This is a genomic window from Hymenobacter cellulosivorans, from assembly GCF_022919135.1.
Lineage (GTDB): Bacteria > Bacteroidota > Bacteroidia > Cytophagales > Hymenobacteraceae > Hymenobacter > Hymenobacter cellulosivorans.
Window position 1 is genome coordinate 2162451 of sequence record NZ_CP095049.1, and the last position, 19332, is coordinate 2181782.

Consider the following 19332-nt stretch of genomic DNA (forward strand, 5'->3'; position numbering starts at 1 on the left):
GGGCTAAGTGCAATAGATGTATAGACATATACCTTTGATTGTCAAAGGAATAGTATCGGATTCGTTTGCACAATCGTTTAGATAGCAAGGCTGCACGTGAAATGCCGGAAAGATGTACTTCCGCAGCATTGAAGCCGCCCAAGACTCGGAGCAAAGGCTGGTTTTGAAACACAGAAAGCCCGCAGGATGGCTCCTACGGGCTTTCTGTTACTGACAATAACTGCTTACTGCTTCACAAACTTGGATGTGAGCTGGATTTTGGCATCCTGGTAACGCACCAGATACATGCCGCCGGCCAGCTTACTGGCTTCTACGGCCGTAGCAACGGTGCCGGGCACCACCGAAAATTGGGCCACCTGTCGGCCGGCCGCGCTGAACACGGTTACGGTAGCCGTTTTGCCTGCTACGGGGTGATTTACGGTCAGCTGCTCGCCGGCGGGGTTGGGGTATACGCTCAGGCCGGCTTTTGCAGCTTTGTCGGCTTTGGTGCCCATTACTACCGCCGCAATGCCGTTGAGGTAGTTTTCCAGCATGGTGTAGCCGTTGGCACCGCGCAGGTTGCGGTCGGCCGGGTCGTTGGGATTCAGGCCGTTGGCTTGCTCAAAAGCATCGGTCATGCCGTCGTGGTCGGTGTCGGCAGGGGCGGGGCCACAGGTGAGCACCGGCCAGGCACTCTGCGAAATGCTGAAGGCCGTGCCATGGGCGTAGCCGCCCTGCACATCGATGAGGCGGCCTTTGCGCTCCTGCACGTTGCGGATAATGCGCTGGTCGAGCGTATCGCGGGCCGGTAGCACGGCGCCCACATTAGCCAGCACCGCGTTGTAGGCATCCTGGGCCGACTGCGTGGGCATGGGCAGAATGGTAAAGGGCTCCGTGACCTTCGACTGGGCCGTGTCGGTGCGGACGCCACCAGCCATGACCACGCCCAGCCAGTTGCGGTTGGTTACGGCAGGGTAGCCATCCACGTAGTTGCCAGTCATATACACCTTGGGGTAGGGCAGCACTGGGGCCGAGGTTTGCTTGCCCGGGTTCATAATCATGGAGCGCACCGGTACGCCCGAGGAGTTATTCGTGTTGGTGCTGGGGCCGTACTTGTAGTAGTTATTAACCACGTTGTAGTTGCCGCCCTCGCCGCCGTTGGTGCTGTAGCTGGCCCAGTTGTAGATAACGTTGTTGCGGAAGTCGCCGTTTTCCTGCCCCGCGGTGTAGGGCGGCAGGTTGCGGCTGCCCTCGAAGCGGGGGTTGCGGCCCCGGCAGTGGGCAAACAGGTTGTGGTGGAACGAGGCATTGCGCCCGCCCCAGATGCCGCCATAGCCGTGGCGCTCAAAGTCGGTATCGCCGGTTTCGAAGTGGTAGGAGTAGTCGAGCGGCTCGCTCATCAGGTTCCATTGCAGCGTGGTGCTGTCGCCGCGGTACACGCTCAGGGCCTCATCGGTGCTCCAGCTCATGGTGCAGTGGTCGATGATGATGTTTTTGCGCCCCGTGCCGCCAAAGGCATCGTCGGCACCGGCGCCGTTCACCATGCCCTTGTTCTGGTACCGGTCGCCCATGCGGAAGCGCATGAAGCGCACGATGACGTTATCGGCCCCGATGGTGACGGGGTAATCGGCCAGGCAGATGCCTTCGCCGGGCGCGGTCTGCCCCGCAATAGTCGTGTTGGCTTTGTTGAAGCTCAGGGCGGAAGTCAGGCGAATGGTGCCACACACCCGGAACACGATGGTGCGGTGGGTAGCGGCCTGGTTGATGGCCCAGCGCAGCGTGCCGGGCGTGTTGGTATCGGCCAGCGAAGTCACCTCGAATACGGTAGTTGGCACCGTGGCCGTGCCCCGGCCGCCCTTGGTAAATTTACCCGCTCCCTCGGCGCCGGGAAAGGAAATCAGCTGGGCCTGAGCCAGGGAAGCCGAGGCTGCCAGAACAAGCGTCAGGGAAAGACCGAGCCAACGGGACGCGGAACGTTGCGGAGTAGTTTTCAAGCGCATATTGCTACTGGGAAGGAAGCGAAAGGGGAGGAGCACCAGGCTGCGCCCCCGACAGATTTCGGGAAACTGAAGCTGATATTACTCAATAAGCGACGCCCGATTAAGAAGGCTGCCGGACTTTATTCGCGCAAACGTTGCCGGGAACGTTGCCAACAGTTGAGCCTTCGACAGGCGGCGGTAGGTGGGTACTCACTTGGTAGTACGACCATTTTGGCGGCCCCCGGCTTTTTATCAGGCCCAGTGAGCGGTTCCGGCAACGTTCCCGACAACGTTTGCGCAAATAAAGCGTCGCTGCCAACCTGTTAGTGCTCCGCAATAGCCTTACTATTAAGCTCTAGTTGTTCCCACCAAACCCAGTTCTCATGCATTCAACTCATACGCACTCCGGCGCTGCCGCGCCGGCCTTCCGCTACTGGCTGGCGTTGTGCTTTTTACTGGCCGCCGTCCTGCTCAGCAGCGCCACCCAGGCCCAGACCTACAACGCCGTCGTGGCCTGGGACGGCACCGGTACCCATAAAACGGTGCAGGCTGCCATTGACGCCGCCCCCACGGGCCGCACGGCGGTGTACACCATCTACATCAAGAACGGCAAGTACAAGGAGAAAATCAACGTACCCAGCAACAAGCCCTTTCTGCAGCTGATCGGGCAGAGTGTGGCCAACACCGTGCTGACTTACGACGACTTCTCGGGCAAGCCCAACCCGGCCGGCGGCACATTTGGTACCTCCAACTCCGCTTCGGTCACGGTCAACGCCGCCGACTTCTCGGCCTTGAATATCACCTTCGAAAACACTACCGGCGACGCGCCCCAGGCCCTGGCCATCAACGTGAATGCCGACCGGGCCGTGTTCAAGAACTGCCGCTTCCTGGGCGGGCAGGATACGGTGCTAGCCAACGGCAACGGCCTGCGCCAGTACTTCCGCGACTGTTACATCGACGGCACCGTGGACTTTATCTTCGGTAGCTCCCGCGCCGTATTTGAGCGCTGCATCGTGTACGCCAAAACCCGGCAGGACGGCCTGAGCGGCAGCTACATTACGGCTGCTAACACGCAGCCCGGCCAGGCCTACGGCTACGTGTTCCGCAGCTGCACCATTCCGGCCAACCGCGGCACGACTAGCTACGTGCTGGGCCGCCCCTGGCAGAACTCGACCGGCAGCTCCCCGCTGGCCGAAAACAAAGTAGTGTGGCTTAAAACCACCATGGCTACCGGCATCATCAAGCCCGAGGGCTGGCAGGTGTGGGATGCGGGCACCAACACCAGCCTGATTACCTACGCCGAATACAGCAGCCGCAAGTTCGACGGCCGCCCCATCAACGTAAGCCAGCGTGTAAGCTGGTCGAAACAGCTGACTCCGGCTGATACCGCCCAGTACTCGGTGGCCAACCTGTTTGGCACCTGGAACCCCTGCTCGGTGGCTGCCAGCGTCTGCACTAGCTTCACCCCCGACATTGCCGTGACTAACCTACGCGGCACCAAAGGCTCTACTACCGCTACCTTTACCTGGAACCTGGCTTGGGCCGTTAATCAGGCCAAGTTTGAAGTGTTCCGCGCCACCACACGCAAGGGTACGTACTCGAAAATCGGCTCCGATATCGTGGTGCCAAACGACACGACCTACAACTTTCAGACCTCCGACGCGCTGCCCGCCGCCGGCGCCGCCTACTTCTACTACATCCGGGCCTCGAAAGCCGGTTTGGCCACGCAAATCACCGATACGGTGGAAGTTTCGCGGGTGCCTACCATCACCACCACCGGCAGCCTGGGCACGTTTGCTCAGTACGCTACCGGCGCTTCGGCCGTGCGTACCTACCAGCTGTCGGCCGTGAACCTGACCAGCAACCTGACCGTGACGCCCCCGGCGGGCTATGAGGTGTCGCCCAACAACGGCACTAATTGGTTTACCTCGACCTCACCGCTGGTGCTGGTGCCAACCGATAACGTCATTCCGAACACGACCATCAGCGTGCGGCTCAACGCCACTGCGGCGGGCTCCTACGTCGGCAACATCGTGCACAGCAGCCCTGGCGCGGGTTCTGTATCAGTGCCAGTAAGCGGCAACAAGGTGAACACTACTGCGCCCGTATCGCAGCGGCTGCAGATGTGGCCTTTGCAAGTCAATGCCCAGGATGACGCCGCTGTTCGGTCGCCGTGGGTAGCTGCCAGCACGCCTACGCTGCGCAATCTGTACCTGTCCAACGGCACCACGGTAGCCAGCGTGCCGGCTTACTCGCCCACGTACGGCCAGGCCTTTGGGGCTACGGCCAACGGCGACGGTTCGTGGGGCACGGCCGTAGGTGGTCCGGGCGGCAACCTGAACCGCCGCTTCTACGAGCAGTTCACCGTTAAGGCCCAGGGTGTAGCCGTCCGCGTCGATTCCCTGCTGCTGTGGTCAGCCTTCTACAACACCAACAGCAATACCAAGCTGGCCGTGGTGTATTCCAAAACCGGCTTCACCACCGCCGACTCTACCGATGTATCGGGTGGAATGGGTCCGGCTGGTGCGCTGAACAGTACCGCCAACGGGGGCTTTATCACGCCCATCGTGCTTAATAACCAGAATACGGGCCCCAACCAGAACTACCGCCTGGCCCTGGCCGGTGCCAGTGGCGTGCGCCTGGAAAACGGACAGACCCTGACCATCCGTCTGTACTGGAGCTGCGGCAGCGGCAGCGCGGGCCGCTATGGCCTGCTGCGCGACGTGCAGGTGAAAGGGGAGGCCCTCATCATCACTGGCACCCACAGCGCTGCCGCCCTGGCTGCTGGCCTGAGCGCCTATCCTAACCCGGCCCAGCAGGAGCTGACCCTGACCCACCCCAAAGCCGGGGCCGACGCTGTCGTCGCCGTGTACTCATTCGATGGCCGCAAGGTGGCCACGTTCAGCCCCAAGCCCGGAGTCGAGCAGACGCCGCTGAAGCTGGATGGGTTGACCAAAGGCACTTACCTGCTGCGTTTTAGCAGTGGCACCCAGAGCCTGATGACCAAGTTTGTTCGAAACTAACCCTTCTGAAAAAAGGCCCCGGAAGTAACTCCGGGGCCTTTTTGCGTTTTAATAGAACCTGTTTCCTTTCCGTCGAAAATCTGTTTTGAATGGTAAAATCCGCCCGAATCCTTTTGCTGGCCGCGTTGGTCGTCCTGTCCTGCCTACCCCGTTTTGCGGCGGCCCAACAAGCTTCCTTATCCAAGGTGTGGGTGCCTGACCTGGGCAACGGCACCTACAAAAACCCGGTGCTTTATGCCGACTATTCCGACCCCGACGTGGTGCGCGTGGGCAACGATTATTACCTGACTTCCTCCAGCTTCAACGCCGTGCCGGGCCTGCAGGTGCTGCACTCCACCGACTTGGTCAACTGGACGATAATCGGGGCGGCATTCACCCAGCAGCCGCCCCAGGCCCGCTACGACCTGCCCCAGCACGGCAACGGGGTGTGGGCGCCGGCCATCCGCTACCACAAGAAGAAGTTCTACATCTACTACCCCGACCCGGATTTGGGCATCTACGTCACGCGGGCCGACAACCCGGCCGGGCCCTGGGAAGCCCCGATTCTGGTGAAGGCCGCCAAGGGCTGGATTGACCCCTGCCCGCTCTGGGACGAAGACGGCAAGGCCTACCTCGTGCACGGCTTTGCTGGCAGCCGGGCCGGCTTCAAGAGCGTGCTGGCCGTGAGCCGCATGAGCCCCGACGGCCTGAGCTTGCTCGGCGACGACGTACTGGTGTTCGATGGCCACGAAAAGCACCCGACCATCGAAGGGCCGAAGTTTTATAAGCGCAAGGGCTACTACTATATTATGGCGCCGGGTGGCGGCGTACCCACCGGCTGGCAGGTGGTGATGCGTTCCAAAAACGTGTTTGGGCCCTACGAAGACCGGATTGTGATGGACCAGGGCAAGACGCCCACCAATGGCCCGCACCAAGGCGCCTGGATTGACACGCCCTCGGGCGAAGACTGGTTTATGCACTTCCAGGACCAGGGACCCTACGGCCGCGTGGTGCACCTGCAGCCCATGACCTGGAAAAACGACTGGCCCGTCATCGGCACCGATACCGACGGCGACGGCAAGGGTGAGCCGGTACTCACCTTCCGCAAGCCCGCCAGCAAGGGTAAAACGACTATTGCCACGCCCGCCACTTCCGACGAGTTTGACTCGAACCAACTGGGTCTGCAGTGGCAGTGGCATGCCAATCCGCAGGTAGGTTGGGTTTTCCCGACCGGGGCCGGCTATTTGCGCCTGTACTCAGTGCCCTTGCCCGAAGGTTTCAAAAACTTCTGGCAGGTGCCCAACCTGCTGCTGCAAAAGTTGCCCGCCGAGGTGTTCACCGTCACAACCAAGCTGACGTTTACGCCCCGCTTCGAAGGCGAGAAAACCGGCCTGATTATGATGGGCATGGACTACGCCTACCTCTCCGTAACCAACCAGGGCGGCAAGCTGCAACTTAGCCAGACTACCTGCCAGAACGCCGATAAGGGTGGCGCCGAAGCCACTGGCGCACCCGTGGCCGAAGTGCCCGCCAAGCAGCCCGTGTACCTGCGCGTGGCCGTGACGTCGGGTGCCAAGTGCCAGTTCAGCTACAGCCTCGATGGGCAAACGTTTCAGCTCGTGGGCAATTCGTTTCAGGCCCGGGAGGGAAAGTGGATTGGCGCCAAAGTGGGTCTGTTCTGCACCCGGGCCGGCAAAACCAACGATGCCGGTGCTGCCGACGTGGATTGGTTCCGGATTGAGTAGCCGACGGCCTCAGCTTCAGAAAGCCTTCCGCTTTTGCGGAAGGCTTTTTTTGTGTCTTGCCGGGTGGGCTGGCCCATTACTGGAAATTCTACTCTTACGGGAACTGACTACTAGGCCAAGTGCATTTGCAAGGCTCCCGGCTGCCAAAGTAAAAATGGGAGTGAGTAATTACTCATTAGATTGGAAAAATGCAATTGGTGCCGTTGGGGCGAGAATCGTATAGTAGGAACATAAAGCCTTGCAAATATAACTTTATATGCAAATTTATTGGATTAATTAGATAGAAACTGGGTAGCGGCAACGTTGCCGGGAACGTTTGCACAAATAAAAACCCCCGCATTCTTCCCAGTTGGTAGGGGTTGGTGTAAACTTATAGAACCATTCAACCGGTCAACAATCCAAAACGTGCTGGTCGAACAGGTAGGAGTGCAAAAAGCATTTCACCCCGTTCGTGCCAGTAGATAGTTCCCAAGGTGAGTTTCTCCACACTCGCCGTTTGCTGACCTGCCGGGGTTTTACAATTGTCATTTTCAAATTCCCACACCTACTTCAAATGAGAAAGCACCTACTGTTCCTCTGGCTGCTGCTGAGCGTTGCGCTGCATGCAGTTGCCCAGCAGCGCAGCATTCAGGGGGTCGTTCGATCCACTGAGAAAGACGAGCCATTGCCCGGGGTGACGGTAGTCGTGAAAGGTACTACCAACGGCGCCTCCACGGATATGGACGGCAAGTTCTCCATCACTATTCCCGCTTCGACCCAGGACGTCGTGTTGCGTCTGAGCTACATCGGCTTCGTTTCGAAAGACGTGCCGGTGGGCAGCAACAACAACGTGACGGTGCAGCTCAGCCCCGACACGAAGGTGATGGAAGATGTGGTGGTAATTGGCTACGCCGCCGTGAACCGCCGCGACGTAACCGGCTCGGTATCGTCGGTAAGCGCCCAGCAGATCAAAGACGTACCGGTTAACTCCGCTGCCGAAGCCCTGTCGGGCCGTTTGGCCGGGGTGCAGGTTACGGCCTCGGAAGGCCAGCCCGGTTCGGACGTCCGCATCCGGGTGCGTGGTGGGGGCTCCATTACCCAAGACAACTCTCCGCTGTACGTAGTAGATGGTGTGCAGCTGGAAAATGCCCTGTCGGTGATTTCGCCCCAGGATATTCAGTCGGTTGACGTTCTGAAGGACGCCGCCGCTACCGCTATTTACGGTGCCCGCGGTGCCAACGGCGTGGTTATTATCACGACCAAAGGGGGCCGCGAAGGCAAAACGACGGTGGCCTACACGGGCTTCGCCGGTTTCCGCCGCATCACCAAGACCCTGGACGTACTGCAGCCCGCCGACTACATCGACTACGCCTACGAGAAGTCGCGCATTTCGGGCGCCGACCAGATCCGCAGCTTCCGTAACCGCTTCGGCAGCTCCACCTTCCGCGACACCCGCGACTATTCGACCATTGCTGGTTACGATACGCTGGGCGGCCTGCGCAATTCAGAGTTTATCAACTGGCAGGATCGGGTATTTGGCCGCGACGCTTTCCAGCAAACCCACAACCTGTCGGTATCCGGCGGCGCCAAGGGCACGACCTACTCGCTGAGCGTGACCCGCAACGACGAGGACGGCATTCAGCTCAACTCGGGCTTTACCCGTAACCTGGTCAACTTCCGCTTCGACCACAAAGCCAACGACAAGTTCCGCGTGGGCTTCAGCACCCGCCTGACCGACCAGGCCGTAACCGGCGCCGGCACCTCGGCTGCGGGCACCGGCTCGACTACCAACTCCCGCCTGCGCAACACGCTGGTGTACCAGCCCCTGGTGATTCCTGGCCAGGTGCCCGACGGCGTGAGCATCGATGACAACCCCGATACGGAAGACTTTTTCAACGCGTCGGGCTCCTTGTCGAACCCCGTGCTGACTATTAACAACGAGTACCGCCGGGACCTGCGCCGCGTGTTCAACTTCAGCGGTAACGCGTCCTACAACATCCTGAAGAACCTGACCCTGCGCTCGGTACTGGGCTTCGACAACACCTACACCCGCGGGGAGCTGTTCTACGGCCAGTACTCGCCCAACACCCGCAACTTCGCCAGCCTGCCCTACGTGCAGATTGGCACGGGCCAGAACATTACCATCAACCAGTCGAACACGCTGGCCTACAACTTCAAGAAGGACCGGCACTCTTTTGACGCGCTGATTGGCCAGGAAATCTACACCCGGAAGAATACCTTCCTGAACGTAACCAGCTACTACCTGCCCAAGGCCATTGGGTACCAGCGCGCCCTGGACAACATTACCCAGCGCGACCCCAGCGCCCCGAGCACGCCCCAGCCGGCTCCCACTACCGGCATTGGCGAAAACTCCCGCCTGCTCTCCGGCTTTGGCCGCCTGAACTACTCCTATAATGAGCGTTACCTGCTGACGGCCACCTTCCGCGCCGACGGTTCCTCGAAGTTTAAGAGCCCGAACAAAGTGGGCTATTTCCCGGCCGTGTCGCTGGCCTGGCGCATTTCGCAGGAAGACTTTATGCAGCCCTACGCCGCCACGGTTTCCGACCTGAAGCTGCGTTTGAGCTACGGCTTGTCGGGTAACAACCGCATTAACGACTTCCTCTACGACCCACTGTTCTTGACCGGCGGCAACGGCAGCAACTACGCCTTGAACGACCAGATTGTACCCGGTGCCGCCGCTATTTCGCTGGCTAACCCCAACCTGAAGTGGGAAACCACTGCCTCGACCAACGTGGGTATCGACCTGAGCTTGTTCAACAACCGGGTGCAGTTCACGGCCGACGCTTATTACAACAAAACCAGCGACCTGCTGCTGAACCTGGCTATTCCGGCTACCACCGGCTACACCACCCAGCTGATCAACGTGGGCTCGACGTCGAACCGCGGCGTGGAACTGCAGCTGAGCGGCACTGCCCTGCAAACCACGGATTTCACCTGGACGGCCAACGCCAACCTCTCGTTTAACCGCAACCGCGTGGAAAGCATCGGGGGCGGCGAGGCGCTGCCACTGCAGTACTCTGGCTGGGCCAGCACGGCCATTGCCGCCGACTACTTCGTGGGCGTTGGTCAGCCTGTGGGCTTGATGTACGGCTACGTAACCGACTTTGAAAGCGGCAACGGCAAAGGTTTCTACGACGCCGACGACTTCTCGGGCTACGTGAACGGCCAGTGGGTGCTTAAGCAGGGTGTGGTTTCGGACCGGGGTATTACCGGCTTCTCGGGACAAGGCCAGCAGGTAACTCCTGGCACCATTCGCCTCAAGGACATCAACAACGACGGTGTGGTAGACGCCAACGACCGTCAGGTTATCGGCAACGCCAACCCCAAGTTTACCGGTGGCTTGAACCAGCAGTTCAACTACAAGCAGTTCGACGCCAGTATCTTCCTGAACTTTGTGTACGGCAACGATGTGTACAACGCCAACAAGATTGAGCTGACTTCTTACCTGCCCAACTCCCAGCTCAGCAACGGCCTGGGCATCATGAAGGACCGCTACCGCCAGATCGACGAAAACGGCGTGCTGATTACCGACCTCGAAACTACCCGCCGCGTGAACCAGAACGCTAGTATCTGGTCGCCGACGCGCACGCTGTTCCCGCACTCGTGGGCCATCGAGGACGGCTCGTTCCTGCGCATCAACAACCTGACCGTGGGCTACACCCTGCCTAAGTCCATCAGCGGCTACGCCAAGCTGAGTCAGGCCCGCTTCTACGTGACGGTCAACAACCTCTACACCTTCACCAAATACACGGGCTACGACCCGGAGGTGAACACACGCCGCTCATCCCCGCTGACGCCCGGGGTAGACTACGCCGCCTACCCGCGTAGCCGCGCCTTCCTGGCTGGCCTCAACCTTACTTTCTAATACCTGACTCACCCATCCGATGAAACGCATATTTCGCTCCACCATGGCTGCCCTGGGTATTGTTTGCCTGTCGGGCTTAATGACCGCCTGCAAAGATTTCCTGGAAGTAGAGCCTACTGCAATTGATACGTCTGAGGCCGTTTTCAGCACCGTCAGCGGGGCCTACAGCGCCGTAATCGGGGCCTACGCGCCCATGGCCGGCGACGCGGCCTACGGCAACCGCATCAGCTGCTATTTCCCTTACGATTCGGAGGACTTCCTGAACGTGCCCACCGGCGACGACGCCGGTGAAGGCCGCCGTGGTATTGCCCGCTACAACTCGAACGTAACCAACGCCGACGTGCGCAACGCCTGGAACGCGTTGTACAAAGGCATTGAGCGCGCCAACATCTGCATCAAGTACATCCCGACGATGACGCAGTACAACGGCGGTGCCGACCAGAAGGTAATTCAGCGCCTGCACGGCGAGGCCCTCACGCTGCGCGCCCAGTACTACTTCGAGCTGATCCGCAACTGGGGCGACGTACCGGCACCTTATGAGCCCACCGTGACTGGCCAGGACTTTAACATTCCGCGCACCGACCGCAACGAAATCCTGGACAAGATGCTGGCCGACCTGGAGCTGGCAGCTACGCTGGTGCCCTGGCGCTCGGAAGTAGCCGCTGATGAGCGCATCACTAAAGGTGCTGTGAAGGCCCTGCGTGCTCGTCTGGCCCTATACCGTGCCGGGTATTACACCAGCTCGAAGACTGGCACTGCCGAGCGTGCCTCCGACTATAAGCAGTTCTACGACATCGTGCGTAAGGAATGCGCCGAGCTGATGGCCAAGCGCGGGGAGCACGACATGAACTCTAGCTTCGAGCAAACCTTCCGTAGCATCTGCGAGTTGAGCCGCCAAGCAGACATTAAGCACGAAATAATGTTTGAAGTGGCTATGGGTGGTACCGTCAACGGCGCTACGACTGACAGCAAGCTGGGCTACTACAATGGCCCGCGTATCAGGGAAGCTTCAACTAACCTGGGTTTGACTAGCGGGGCTATCGTACTGCAGCCTACCTACTTCTACGCCTTCGACTCGACCGACACACGGCGCGACGTGACCATTGCGCCATACGAGATACGGAATGTTAACTCCTCTCCGGCCAAGATTCCGACCAACATGATTACGGCCTACGACGGCAAGTTCCGGCGGGAGTGGAGCACCAACCCCACCATCCGGAGCGGCTCGGCCCAGGCTCTGGGTTATAACTGGCCCCTGATCCGCTTCTCCGACGTGCTGCTGATGTTTGCCGAAGCTGAAAACGAAGCGACCGGCGCACCCACGGCGGCTGCCCGCGCGGCCCTGAAAGAAGTGCGCGACCGGGGCTACCGGCCCGGCACAGCTCCCGCGGTTCCGATGGGCTACGCCGAGTTTCAAGCGGCCATCATGAAGGAGCGTCACCTGGAGTTTGGCGGGGAAGGTATGCGCAAGTATGACCTGATTCGCTGGAACAAGCTGGGTAGCACTTTCCAGGAGATTAAAACCACGCTGCGCGGCTGGATTGCCGACCAGACCGGGGGTGGGCAGTACGCCAACATTCCCCTGAACATCTTCTACAACCTGCGCCCAGCCAGTGGTACTCCGCCAATCAGCCCTTATGTGCTGGCCCGCTCGCTCTACCGGCCTTCGCCCGCCCTGGAAACGCCACCGGCCAACACCACAGCCGTGGCTTGGCGCCGCAGCGTGACCGAGGCCCGCATCGCCGACATTGCCTCCGGTTATCAGCCAGCCCGGCAGCTGCTCCCTATCCCGGCCGAGGCGCGCAACACCAACAACCAGCTCACGCAGAACGTCAGCTATTAACCATGACCGGCCTGAACGCGGAAAGCTAATGCCCGGGCCACGGTCTTCTTGCGAGAAGGCCGTGGCTTGTGGTTTTAGCCGCCCAGTTTTGGCCGGCCAAGCGTGCATTTCTCTCCCGATGACGACCAGCCGCTGATCCGATGACCTACCTCTCCCCAACAATTACCCGGCAGCCCACTGCGGCCGTCGCCATGCCCGCCGCTGAGCTGCTGACCCTGCCCGAAAAAGTGCTGCAGTTCGGCACTGGCGTGCTGCTGCGCGGCCTGCCCGATTACCTGATTGATAAAGCCAACCGCCAGGGCGTTTTCAACGGTCGTATCGTGGTGGTCAAATCCACCGACGGCGGCGATATCAACGCCTTTACCCGCCAAAGCGGCCTCTACACCCTGGGCATACGGGGCATCGAGGATGGGCAGCAAGTCGAGAAAAACGTAGTCTGCTCGGCCATCAGCCGCGTTTTGTCGGCCAAAAGCCAGTGGGCCGAGGTGCTGGAGTTTGCCAAGAGCCCTGAGTTGCAGGTGGTGATTTCCAACACGACCGAGGTCGGCATTCAGCTCATGGCAGACGACGTGCGGCAAATGCCACCCGTGTCGTTTCCGGGCAAGCTGCTGGCCGTGCTTTACACCCGCTGGCAAGCCTTCGGCGGCGACAAAAGCAAGGGCCTGGTGATGGTGCCCACCGAGCTGATTTCTGACAATGGCAGCAAGCTCGAAGCCATTCTGCTGGAGCTGGCCCACCGCAATGAGTTGGAAGCCGAGTTTATCGACTGGCTCGAAACGGCCAACACCTGCTGTAATTCGCTCGTGGACCGTATCGTGCCGGGCCGGCCCGACGCAGCCATGCAGGCGGCCTTGGAAGCCGAGCTGGGCTACTCCGACGACCTGCTCACGATGTCGGAAGTTTACCGGCTCTGGGCCATTGAGGGCGACGAAAACGTGCGTCAGGTGCTTTCCTTCGGGCAAGTCGATAAAGGCGTGGTTATTCAGCCCGACATCAACCTATTTCGGGAGCTTAAGCTGCGTTTGCTCAATGGCACGCACACGCTGAGCTGCGGCCTGGCTTTCCTGAGCGGCTTCGACACGGTGCGCGGGGCCATGGAAGACGAGGTGCTGAGCGGCCTTATCAGTCATCTAATGCAGGACGACTTACGGGCTGGTATCCCGTATCCGGTAGCCGAGGACGTGTCGCGCGAGTTTGGCCGGCAAGTGCTGGACCGGTTCCGCAACCCTTACATCGAGCACCGCTGGCTGGGCATTACCCTGAACTACTCGGCCAAGCTGCAGATGCGGGCCGTGGCCACGCTGGCCTGCTACGCCGAGCGGACAAGGCAAACCCCGCGCTACGCGGCCCTGGGCTTTGCCGCCTACCTGCTCTTTATGCGCGGCACCCGCCAGCAGGACCACACCTGGTACGGGGAGCTGAACGGCCAGGAATACCCGATTCAGGACGAAAAAGCCGGTTACTTTGCCGACCTCTGGCAGCGCCTGACGCCCACCGAGCTGGTAGGCACAGTACTGCGTAACCAGAGCCTGTGGCAGCAGGATTTGACCCAATTGCCGGGCTTTGCCGCCCAGATAACCGGCTGCCTACAACAGATGGTGGAGCAGGGTGTGTACGCCACGGTGGCCAGTCAGCTCAACGCGCCGGTTTCGGCCTAAGCCTAACCCGCTGAGCAAACCAAAAAGCCTGGGTAGAATCTTCTGCCCGGGCTTTTTTCGGTCCGCATACCTTTACTATTCGCCATGCCGCCGCCCCGTATGAAAAACCTTTTGCTGACTTTGCTAGGCCTGTTAAGCCTGCGGGTGGTCCAGGCCCAGAAGCCGTATGACGTACTCGACTGGAAGGCCAACGTGTCGCTCAATACGGGCCTGGTGCAGCAAATGCACCAGCAATACGCCGCTCGCCGCACTGATTTCGTGCAGGCGCTGGGTTCGGCAGCTGGGGTGCGCGCTTACCGCGACAGTGCCCGGGCGCGCTTTCGCCGGGTACTGGGCCCGATGCCAGCCAAAACGCCGCTCAAGGCCACCATTACCGGTAAGCTGGCCCACGACGGGTACCGCATCGAGAAGGTAATCTACGAAAGCACCCCGCGCCACCACGTCACGGCCAACCTCTACCTGCCCGACGGACCTAAAGGCAAGCGGCCGGGCGTGCTGCTGTTTTGCGGGCACGAGGCCGAGTCGAAAGCCACCGAGTCCTACCAAAAGACGGCCATTCTATTTGCCAAAAACGGGTTTTTAGTATTCGTCATTGACCCGATTTCGCAGGGCGAGCGGTACCAGCTGGTGGATGCAGCCGGCAAACCCCTGACCCGCGGGGGTACTACCGAGCACACCTTGCTCAACAGCGAATCCAACCTGCTCGGCACCAGTAGCGTGGCCGATGAGCTCTGGGACAACGTGCGCGGGCTCGACTACCTGCTCACCCGCCCGGAAGTTGACGCTGAGCGAATCGGGGCCTTGGGTAACTCGGGCGGCGCTACCCAAACGGCTTACTTTATCGGCTTTGACGAGCGGGTGAAAGTGGCCTCGCTGTGCAGCTACGTAGCCACCGGGGAACGGGTACTGGAGCTGACCGGTCCTTCCGACGGCTGCGTGATGGTACCCGGCCTGGGCCAGGCCCGCCTCGACGTGGCCGACTGGCCCATCATGTTTGCCCCTCAGCCTTTGCAAATCCTGGCTGGCCGCTTCGATTTCGTCGATTACAACATCATCCAGGAAACCCACGCCGAACTGCAGCAAGTGTACCAGCGGCTGGGGCAGCCCGAGAAAGTCAGCCTGTTTACTTACGACGACGGCCACGGTATTTCCTTGCCCAAGCGTGAAGCCGCCGTGCAGTGGTTCCGCCGCTGGCTCTACCAGGACAACCAACCCATTCGGGAAGAAAGCCTGGCTACGCTGAAGCCGGAGGAACTGTGGTGCACGAAAACCGGGCAGGTTGCCACGGCTTTCAAAGACGAAGTACTGCTGCCCCAGCGCAACCTGAACCTAGCCGCCGAGCTGGCCCGGCAGCGCCAGAAAACCGGCACGCCCCAGAACCTGCCCGCTGCTATTCGGCAGCAGCTACAGCTCCCGGCCCAGCTCAATGCGCCGGTGGCCGTGGAGTGGAAAGAAACCGTGGCGGCCAAAGACAACACCCCGCTACGCAAACTTATCATTCGGCGCGAAGGCGAGGTTCCCTTGCCGGCCCTGCTGGCCTTGCCCGCCGGCGAAGCGCCGGTTAGCAAGGTAATACTGTGGCTGCCCGAGCGGGGCAAGCGGACCGTAGCCGACAGCACGGCTCTGCTCCAAGGCTATCTGCGGCAAAACTACGCGGTGCTGCTGGCTGACCTGCGCGGCCTGGGCGAGTCTACCGACCCGGAGACGCTTAACGACAAGAAGTTCTACAACCGCGAGTACCGCAACGCCCTGACAGCCCTGCACGTCGGTCAATCTTTACTGGGCCAGCGCGTAGTCGACGTGTTTATGCTGCTGAGCTTCATCGGGCAGGAGCCGCGGCTGCAGCCCGCCGCTGTGGAACTGTACGCCACTGGCCGCGCCGCGCCGGTAGCCCTGCACGCGGCCGTCCTGACGCCCAAGATTGCGAAAGTCTGGGCCGGCGCTACGATTACCTCCTTCCAGCAAGTGCTGGCCCAGCCCACCGGCAAGGACTGGTACTCACTGGTGCTGCCCGGCGTGCTGCGCCGCTACGACCTGCCCGATTTAACAGCGGTTTTGAGCCAGCAACAGCGCCTGATGCCGACGAATCCGTGAGTGGAGTGGGAGAGAAGAAGGGGGGCGGAAGCTGGTCTATGCAAACGGTTGCGGTAGTTCACGTGACGGTTTAGGAAGGATAAAGCCAGGATTAACCGCTTTATTTAGGGTTCCAAGGGTGGAACTCAGGACGCAGAAACTTAGCTTTAGCCAACCTTTCCGGGCGCACGGCTGAGCCTGCCTCCCTGCTCCACCTTGAATTCCCTACTCTTTCACTGTTTCAATGAATCAACTCGCCACCCTAGATTACATTGTATTCTTTGTCTACTTCCTGATAGTGTCAGGATACGGCATCTGGATCTACCGCCGCAAAACCGGCCACGACGGCACTGCCGAAGGCGACTCCAAGGACTACTTCCTGGCCGAAGGCTCCCTGACCTGGTGGGCCATTGGCTCCTCGCTCATTGCCTCGAATATCTCGGCTGAGCAATTCGTGGGCATGTCGGGCTCGGGCTTTAAGATGGGTCTGGCTATTGCCACCTACGAATGGATGGCCGCCCTGACGCTGATTATCGTGGCCGTGTTCTTTATTCCGGTGTATCTGAAGAACCACATCTTCACGATGCCCCAGTTTCTGCACCAGCGCTACAACGGCACGGTGGCCATGATTATGGCCATTTTCTGGCTGATGCTCTACGTCGTCGTCAACCTGACCTCGATTCTCTACCTGGGCGCCATTGCCATCAGCAGTATTGCCGGCCTGAATCTGACCTTCTGCATGTACGCCCTGGCCGTATTTGCCGTGATTATCACGCTGGGTGGTATGAAGGTAATCGGCTTCACCGACGTGATTCAGGTATTCTTCCTGATTCTGGGCGGCTTGGCTACGACCTACCTGGCCCTCGACATGGTGGCCGACCACTACGGCCAGTCGGGCGTTATCAGCGGCTTCAAGCTGATGCAGGACCAGGCTGCTGACCACTTCCAGATGATTTTCAAGCAGGACAATCCCAACTTCATCGACCTGCCGGGCCTGACCGTGCTGCTCGGCGGTATGTGGATTGTGAACCTGAACTACTGGGGTTGCAACCAGTATATCACCCAGCGCGCCCTTGGTGCCGACCTGCCCACAGCCCGCTCGGGTCTGTTGTTTGCTGCCTTCCTCAAGCTGCTCATGCCCATCATCGTGGTGCTGCCCGGCATTGCGGCTTACGTACTCTTCAAGCAGGATATCTTCGGCCCGGAGATGATGCAGGACGGCGAAGTAAACCCCGACCGTGCCTACCCCGTGCTGCTCAACATTCTGCCCGTGGGCCTGAAAGGCTTGTCTTTCGCCGCTCTGACAGCCGCCGTAGTAGCCTCGCTGGCGGGTAAGGCCAACTCCATTGCCACCATCTTCACGCTCGACATCTACAAGAAAGTCCTCAACGAAGGTGCCTCGGAGAAGAAGCTCGTAGCCGTCGGTAAGATTGCTGTGGTAGTCGCCATGATTCTGGGCGTGCTGATTGCGCCCCACCTGGGCATCGACAAGAAAGGTGGCTTCCAGTACATTCAGGAGTACACCGGCTTCGTGTCGCCCGGTATTTTCGCCATGTTCATCCTGGGCTTCTTCTGGAAGAAAACAACCTCCAATGCGGCCCTGTTTGCTACCATCGGCGGCTTTTTGCTCTCCATCATGTTCAAGTTCCTGCCCGGCCTCGTGGACCTCTCCTTCCTGGCCCCGCTGGGCTTCGCGGTGAAAAGCCAGGCCGGCGTCTACGAAATTCCGTTTCTTGACCGGATGGGCTTCGTGTTCGTCATCTGCATCATCGTGATGGTCATCATCAGCCTGCTCGAAACCAGCCGTGGCGTAGTAGCCAAAGGCCTGGAAGTAGATGCCAGCATGTTCAAGCCCCAGCGCAGCTTCACCATCGGTGCCATGGTTATTGCCGTCATTCTGACGGCGCTCTACACCATTTATTGGTAAGCCAGAGTAGGAGGGAAGCCCTTCCGTAACGTTGAGAAAGGCGGCTGCACGAGAGTGCAGCCGCCTTTTTTAGTAGTGCGTCTTCGTAGCGCCACTGCTGTGCCGCCGTTCCGTGGCAACGTTCCCGGCAACGTTTGCGCAAATAAACTCCCGGAGCTCCTCTTTTCCGGCCTGGAATTGGTCTTACTTGCCGAAACGCGCAACCCGGTTCGGGGTACAAGCGGGCTGATAGGCCGGCGGCCACCCCGGATGGGACACGCAGACGAACTTGCCTCTTCCCACCCTTCACCCGATCTGCATGGTTCACCGTGTGCTTTCCGTGGCCGCCGCGTGCTGCCTGCTCGCGCTGCTGGCCTTCACCGGCGCCCCGCCCGCGGCCATCAAAGTCTACCTCATCGGCGACTCCACGATGGCCAACAAGGAGGAAAAAGCCTTTCCCGAAACCGGCTGGGGCATGCCCTTCAAGTACTTTTTCGACGAAACCGTCACGGTCGACAACCGGGCCATGAACGGGCGCAGCACCAAGTCGTTCCTGGCCGAGAACCGCTGGCAGCCGGTGGCCGCTGACCTCAAGCCCGTTGATTACGTCTTCATCCAGTTCGGCCACAACGACGAGGTGCCCACCAAGGCCAACTACACGCCCGAGGCCGACTTCCGTGCCAACCTGATCCGCTTTATCACCGAAACCCGGGCTAAAAAAGCCACGCCGGTCCTGCTCACGCCCGTGGCCCGCCGCAAGTTCGACGCGGCTGGTAAAGTCGAGGAAACCCACGCCGTGTACGCGGCCCTGGTGCGCGCCGTGGCCCAAGAGCAGAAAGTTGCCCTCATTGACCTGGATGCCACCAGCCTGGCCCTGCTCCAGCAGTTCGGCCCGGAAAACTCCAAGCTGCTCTTCAACCACCTGGCTCCGGGTGAGCACCCCAACTACCCCGCCGGCCGCGACGACAACACCCACTTCAGCGAGTTGGGAGCCCGCAAGATGGCCCAACTCGTTCTTGCCGACATCCGCACCCTCAAACTCGACCTCGCCGACCGTATCGTGAAGCGCGAAGTCAAGAAGACCGTGGACGCGCAGGCCCGGTAAACCGCTACTGCTTGAACACATCAAGCAACCCTACCAGAACATCATGTCGAGCATTGCGAGACATCTCACGTGCTGCTGTTGGGTTAGTATACTCAACGAAACACGCGAGATGTCTCCTGCTGGTCGACATGACAAGTGTTTCTGTTGCTTTCATTGCTCGTGTATAACGTTTCCAAC

At 60.2% G+C, this 19332-nt stretch carries 9 protein-coding genes; 8 read left to right on the forward strand and 1 reads right to left on the reverse strand.

The window, feature by feature from the left end:
• Positions 1-224 precede the first annotated feature (224 nt).
• Positions 225-1979, reverse strand: coding sequence for a T9SS type A sorting domain-containing protein (locus MUN80_RS09190; RefSeq protein ID WP_244722632.1), 1755 nt, complete (start codon positions 1977-1979; stop codon positions 225-227).
• Between the two features lie 362 nt (positions 1980-2341).
• On the opposite strand from MUN80_RS09190, the gene MUN80_RS09195 reads away from it, so the two are divergent.
• The 8 genes from MUN80_RS09195 (at position 2342) to MUN80_RS09230 (ending at position 19155) form a co-directional block, all read left to right on the forward strand.
• Positions 2342-4981, forward strand: coding sequence for a pectinesterase family protein (locus MUN80_RS09195; RefSeq protein ID WP_244722633.1), 2640 nt, complete (start codon positions 2342-2344; stop codon positions 4979-4981).
• Between the two features lie 89 nt (positions 4982-5070).
• On the forward strand, positions 5071-6705 hold the full coding sequence (locus tag MUN80_RS09200; RefSeq protein WP_244722634.1) for a glycoside hydrolase family 43 protein: 1635 nt from the start codon (positions 5071-5073) through the stop codon (positions 6703-6705).
• A gap of 553 nt (positions 6706-7258) precedes the next feature.
• Positions 7259-10570, forward strand: a complete 3312-nt coding sequence (locus tag MUN80_RS09205) for a SusC/RagA family TonB-linked outer membrane protein (protein WP_244722636.1) — start codon at positions 7259-7261, stop codon at positions 10568-10570.
• A gap of 19 nt (positions 10571-10589) precedes the next feature.
• Positions 10590-12413: a RagB/SusD family nutrient uptake outer membrane protein gene (locus tag MUN80_RS09210; protein WP_244722638.1), complete on the forward strand. Its 1824-nt coding sequence runs from the start codon at positions 10590-10592 to the stop codon at positions 12411-12413.
• Between the two features lie 140 nt (positions 12414-12553).
• The gene (locus MUN80_RS09215) at positions 12554-14071 is read left to right on the forward strand and encodes a tagaturonate reductase (RefSeq protein WP_244722641.1); all 1518 of its coding nucleotides are present in this window, start codon (positions 12554-12556) and stop codon (positions 14069-14071) included.
• Between the two features lie 99 nt (positions 14072-14170).
• Positions 14171-16165, forward strand: coding sequence for an alpha/beta hydrolase family protein (locus tag MUN80_RS09220; protein ID WP_244722644.1), 1995 nt, complete (start codon positions 14171-14173; stop codon positions 16163-16165).
• Between the two features lie 223 nt (positions 16166-16388).
• A complete protein-coding gene (locus MUN80_RS09225) occupies positions 16389-18071 on the forward strand; it encodes a sodium:solute symporter family transporter (protein ID WP_244722647.1) in 1683 nt (560 codons plus the stop codon).
• Positions 18072-18369: 298 nt separating this feature from the next.
• Entirely contained in the window at positions 18370-19155 is a 786-nt protein-coding gene (locus MUN80_RS09230) for a rhamnogalacturonan acetylesterase (RefSeq protein WP_244722650.1), read from the forward strand.
• The last annotated feature ends 177 nt before the right edge of the window (positions 19156-19332 follow it).